The organism is Achromobacter sp., assembly GCF_036567245.1.
Taxonomy (GTDB): domain Bacteria; phylum Pseudomonadota; class Gammaproteobacteria; order Burkholderiales; family Burkholderiaceae_B; genus Achromobacter.
The window spans coordinates 1-5,324 of record NZ_DATCUY010000506.1 but is presented as its reverse complement, the minus strand read 5'-3'; the positions used below and the strand labels follow the sequence as shown (position 1 = coordinate 5,324).

Here is a 5,324-nt window from a genome sequence, read left to right as displayed (position 1 = left end):
GGCCCCAGGGTTCCGGCGGCGGCCGCACAGTGGAAATCATCCGGGGAGAAAAATCCGAGCGCGTGCGCTATTGAACAGGGCTGCGGGCGGACCAGGCGCTGGCCGCAGCCGGACTTTTTCCATTATCAGGTCCTGCACATGAAGAAACATCAGCGCACCACCATGATCTGCCTCCTGTCGGCCGCGGCAGCGATGACGCACGGGGGCCTCAGCCTGGCACAGACCGCGGCGCCCGCCACGGGTGCGAATGCGCCGGTCCGTGACATCTCGATGGCGGTGAAGGGGCAGCAGAGCCTCATGCTCGATAGTGGCGTACCCACGCGCATCGCCATTGGCGACCCCGACGTGGCGGACGTGAAGATATTGCCCGCCTCCGGCAAGCGCGCAGGCTCCGTGCTGCTCTATGGCAAGAAGCCCGGCACCACGCAACTGCAGATCTGGACCGGCAACAACGCCGCGCCGCAGATATGGAACGTCCGCGTCGGCGGCAGCGTGCAGGGCGCGCTGGCGAGCCGCGGCCTGGGCGGCGGCGCCAACGTCGACATCGCTGACGGCCACGCGGTCGTATCGGGCCATGCCGAGTCGCAACTTGGGCAGATCGCGTCAGCCACCATGGCGGCGTCCGCCGTGGGCGGGGAAAAGAACGTGGTGGACATGTCCACCGCGGGTGCCGGCGGCGTGGTGCAGGTCGAGGTGAAGGTCGTGGAAGTGTCGCGTTCGGTGATGAAGGCGGCCGGCATCAGCTTCACGGCCAGCAACGGCCCCTGGAGCGGCGGCAGCTCCACCATGCCCGCCAGCCTCGGCGGCGCGCTGGCGTCCGGCTTCTCGCTGTTCTACGACTCCAACAATTTCTCGGCGCGGCTGCGCCTGCTGCAGACCAATGGCATGGCGCGCGTCCTGGCCGAACCGACCCTGGTGGCCTTGACGGGGCAGAGCGCCAGTTTCCTGGCCGGCGGCGAACTGCCGATTCCGCAGGCGGGCGGCCTGGGGACGGTCAACGTGACCTTCAAACCCTTCGGCATCGGCCTGACCGTGACGCCCACCGTGCTGTCGCGCGACCGCATCTCGCTGAAGGTGGCGCCCGAGGCCAGCGAGCTGGATTACACCAACGGCATCGCCATCAACACCAGCGCGGACACCAGCACCATCATCCCGGCCCTGCGCACCCGCCGCGCCGACACCACGGTCGAACTGGGCGATGGCGAAAGCTTCGTGATCAGCGGCCTGGTGTCGCGCCAGACCAAGGCCATGGTCAACAAGGTGCCCATGCTGGGCGACCTGCCCATCATCGGCTCCTTTTTCCGCAGCGTCGATTACTCCCAGGAGGACACCGAGCTGGTCATCGTCGTGACGCCGCGCCTGGTGCGTCCCATCGCGCGCGGGGTGACCCTGCCGCTGCCGGGAGCCAAGCAGGAGCAGACGGATACGGCATTCAACGCTTGGGGCTATTACCTGACTGGCCCGGTGGGTGGCCAGCAGATGCCGGGCTTTTCACGGTGAGCAATATGAAGACACATGCCAGCGAATGGGTGGGCCTGCAAAATGGCACGCGGTTCCTGTTCTGCTCCCAAGGCAACGCGGTCGCCGCGCAGTTGGGGCAGACTCTGGGCGACCTGGGGATGCTGACCCAGGAATCGCCGCGCATTGAAGAATTGGCGCGACGCCTGACGGAGATCGCGCCGCAGGTGGTGTTCCTGGATTTCACCTTGAGCGAAGACGAGCCCGGCAAGCTGTTCAAGTCCGCCGAACTGGCGCGTTTGCTGGCTCGCATCGCGCCGACGGTGCCGCGCGTCGCGGTGGGTTATCTAAGCCAGCCGGAGGGCGCGATCGCCGCCTTGCGGGCGGGCGTCAGCGATTTTGTCGATCCCTCGGTGGCACCACACGAGGTCAAGGAAGTGGTGCTGCGCCTGCTCGACCGGCCGTCGGGCGGTCGCATGGACGGCACGCGCCGCAGCGTCGTGCTGCTGGGCGCGCGTCCCGGCGTGGGCACCAGCACCCTGGCCGTGCATCTGGCAGGCATGGTGCAGGACCGCCTGAAGCTTGCGCATGGCCAGCGCGCCACCGCCTCCGGAGCCAAGGCGCCGAAGCCCTCCGGCGAGCCGTTGCCCTTGTCCAGCCGCGTCGCGCTGATGGACCTGGGCTGGCCCGTGGGCGACTGCCAGCTCTACCTGAACATCGGCGGCGACTTCGACTTTGCCGAGGCGGCCCGCAATCTGCGCCGTCTCGATTCCACGCTGCTGGGGTCTGCCATGGCGCACACGGCCAATGGCCTGAGCGTGCTGTCGCTGCCGCGCGACCTGGGCCAGATGCGCGACATTTCGCAGTCCGACTCGCTGCTGGTGTTCGAGCGCATGCGCCAGCATTTCTCGGTCGTGGTGGCCGATTCGGGCGGCTTCACCAATCCCGAATTCGTGTCGGGCCTGGCGCGCGCCTCGCAGTTGAACTGGATCGTGGCCGACCAGAGCGTAGGGGCGCTGGTGTCGTTGGCCGGCCTGCTGCAGGAGCTGGAGCAACAACACGTGGACCGGCGCAGCCTGGGCCTGATCGTCAACCGCTATGACGAGCGCTACGGCATGACCGCGCAGCAGATCGCCGAACGCTTCCAGCTGGAACTGGTGGGTACGCTGCCGGACCGCACGCTGCCCCTGATGGTGTGCACGAACCGGGGGCATCTGCTGCACGAAGAGGCCGAACGCGATGTCTATGTGCGCGCGGTGCAGGCGCTGGCGGAACGTCTCTGCGCCGAGGAGAACACGCCCGGCGGGCGGGCGGGCTGGCTGGCCACCTGGCTGCCCGGCGTGCACCGCCGCATGGTGGTTGGTTGACGGACAGACAGACGGACGGTTACGGGATCCGAGATGATCATGACAGCGACGATAGAGTTCGGCGGCGACGGCGACAAAGGCTTTTCGGCGTCGGACCGCTACCAGGAAGTGAAGACGGCGGCCTACGAGCATCTGCTGTCCCGCATCGAGGAGCTGGGCGCGGAGTTCGGCCGCTGGGCCCGGTCGGCGATCCAGGAGTTCGTGGACATCGAGGTCGCGAGTTTCGTGCGCCTGCGCCGGGTGCCCATCAATGAAGGCGAAATGCGCGCCATCGCCGAGGCGCTGACCAAGGAGTTGGCGGGCCTGGGGCCCCTGGAAGACCTGCTGGCCGACCCGGCCGTGGAAGACATACTGATCAACGGCTACGACAATGTCTTCGTCTCGCGCCGCGGCGTGCTGGCGCGCGAGACGCTGCGCTTCACCGACAACCAGCACGTGTTGCGCATCGTGCGCCGCATCCTGGCCCCGATCGGCCGTCGGCTGGACGAATCCAGCCCCATGGTGGACGCGCGCCTGCCCGACGGCGGCCGCCTGAACGTGGTGATCGAGCCGCTGGCGGTGGACGGCCCCATGGTGTCGATCCGCAAGTTCCGCCAGGACCCGCTCAAGCCGGCGGACCTGCTGACCCTGGGCTCTTTCGACGAAGAGATCTACCGGCTGCTGAACGAAGCAGTGAAGAACCGCTGCAACATACTGGTTTCCGGCGGCACCAGCTCGGGCAAGACCTCGCTGCTGAACGCGCTGGCGTTCTTCATCCCGGAAACGGAACGCGTGGTGACGGTGGAAGACACCGCTGAACTGTCGCTCAACCATCCGCACGTGGTGCGGTTGGAATCGCGCCAGGGCGGCTTTGACGGCAGCGGCGCCGTCACCATCCGCGAGCTGATCCGCAACAGCCTGCGCATGCGGCCGGACCGGGTGGTGGTGGGGGAAGTGCGCGGCGCCGAGGTCATGGACATGCTGCAGGCCATGAACACCGGGCACGAAGGTTCGATGGCGACGATCCACGCGAACTCTCCGCGCGAATGCCTGTACCGCATCGAGATGCTCGCCGGCTTCGCCGGGTTCCAGGGCAGCGAAGACAGTCTGCGCAGGCAGATCGCCAGCGCGCTGGATTTCATCGTGCAGATCGGCCGCCTGTCCAACGGCAAGCGCCGCGTGCTGTCGGTGACCGAGATTACCGGCATGGGCGACAACGTGATCTCCACCCAGGAGCTCTATCGCCACGAGTCCTACGCGGCGCCGGACGGCGACGAAAAAGATCGCTGGAACTGGCTGGGCATCCATCCCCACACGCCCAAGCTGGCCAAGATGCGCAACGAGGCGCGCGCCAACGACAACCCGCCTGACGACCGCGAAGGCGGGGGCGGCGGATTCTGGAGCAGGAGGCGCTGATGCTGGAAGCTCTGGTGCTTGCGACCCTGGCGGCGGTGCTGGCGATCGGAGCGGTGCTGCTGTGGCGCCATGCCGGCCGCAGCGCGCGCCGGGCGGCCAGCTCCGCCTTTTTGGAAAGCCAGCTGCAACGGGGCCGCGACGAGGCCAGCGCCGATGCGCCCTTTGCCGAGAGCTCACGCGAATTCCGCAGCGGCTTTTCCGGCTGGGACCGCTTGCTGCGCCTGGCCGGCCTGCGGCAGAGCATCGGCCTGTACTTGCGCATCGCGCTGCCTGTCGTCGCCGGCGCGGCGCTGGCCTGGGTCTTGCTGGGGGCGCTGTCGGGGGCGGTGACTTTGCTGCTGCTGGCCGTGTTCGCGTACTTCTTGCTGTGGCTGCGGGCCGACAGGCGTCAGCGGCGCATGATCTTGCAGCTGCCCGCGTTCCTGGACAACATCGTGCGCCTGATTACCATCGGCAACAGCATGGGCGCCGCGTTCCAGACCGCCGCGGCGGCCACCGACGAACCCTTGCGCGAGGTGATGGAGACCGCGGCCAGCCTGAGCCGTTCCAAGGAGCTGGACGCAGCGCTGGCGCATGTGTCGCGTCTCTACGGGCTGAAGGAGCTGTACATGGTCGCGGCGGTGGTGTCGCTGGCCATGCGCTTCGGCGGCCGCAGCGACCAGGTGCTGGAACGCATGGCGGCCTTCATGCGCGACGTCGCCCAGGCGCGCAACGAATTGACCGCGAGTTCGGCCGAGGTCCGGCTGTCCGCCTGGATCCTGGCCTTGCTGCCCGTGGGCATCGCGGGCTTCATCATCGTCGCGAACAACAATCTGTTCATGGGCCTGTGGCAAGACCCGCAGGGTTTCAGGATGCTGCTCACCGCCGTGTGCCTGCAGATCGGCGGTTGTTATTGGCTGTATCGCATGGCCAAGGCCATTTGAAGGGAGGCGTCGCATGGACACCCTGCAATCCTGGAACGCATCCACCGTGCTGGCGATGGCGCTGATGCTGGTGGCTGCCGGCCTGGTGGTGCTGGGGCTGGGCATGGCGCGACGCCTGCGCAGCCAGGGCCGCAGCCGCCAGGTGGTGGATCAGGCGCTGGCCACGCGCGACGGCGGCGCG

Annotated in this window: 4 protein-coding genes; all 4 read left to right on the top strand. The window is 67.7% G+C overall.

Going from position 1 to position 5,324, the window contains the following annotated elements:
* The first annotated feature begins 138 nt into the window (after nt 1-138).
* From VIR09_RS21435 to VIR09_RS21420, 4 genes are read left to right on the top strand one after another with little or no spacing between them, the layout of a single operon-like run.
* Nucleotides 139-1,500, top strand: a complete 1,362-nt coding sequence (locus tag VIR09_RS21435; protein ID WP_332014681.1) for a type II and III secretion system protein family protein — start codon at nt 139-141, stop codon at nt 1,498-1,500.
* A complete protein-coding gene (locus VIR09_RS21430; RefSeq protein WP_332014680.1) occupies nt 1,497-2,825 on the top strand; it encodes a pilus assembly protein CpaE in 1,329 nt (442 codons plus the stop codon). Before VIR09_RS21435 ends, VIR09_RS21430 begins: the two co-directional genes overlap by 4 nt.
* 33 nt (nt 2,826-2,858) lie before the next feature.
* On the top strand, nt 2,859-4,220 hold the full coding sequence (locus VIR09_RS21425; protein WP_332014679.1) for a CpaF family protein: 1,362 nt from the start codon (nt 2,859-2,861) through the stop codon (nt 4,218-4,220).
* A complete protein-coding gene (locus tag VIR09_RS21420; protein WP_332014678.1) occupies nt 4,220-5,143 on the top strand; it encodes a type II secretion system F family protein in 924 nt (307 codons plus the stop codon). Before VIR09_RS21425 ends, VIR09_RS21420 begins: the two co-directional genes overlap by 1 nt.
* Nucleotides 5,144-5,324 lie beyond the last annotated feature (181 nt).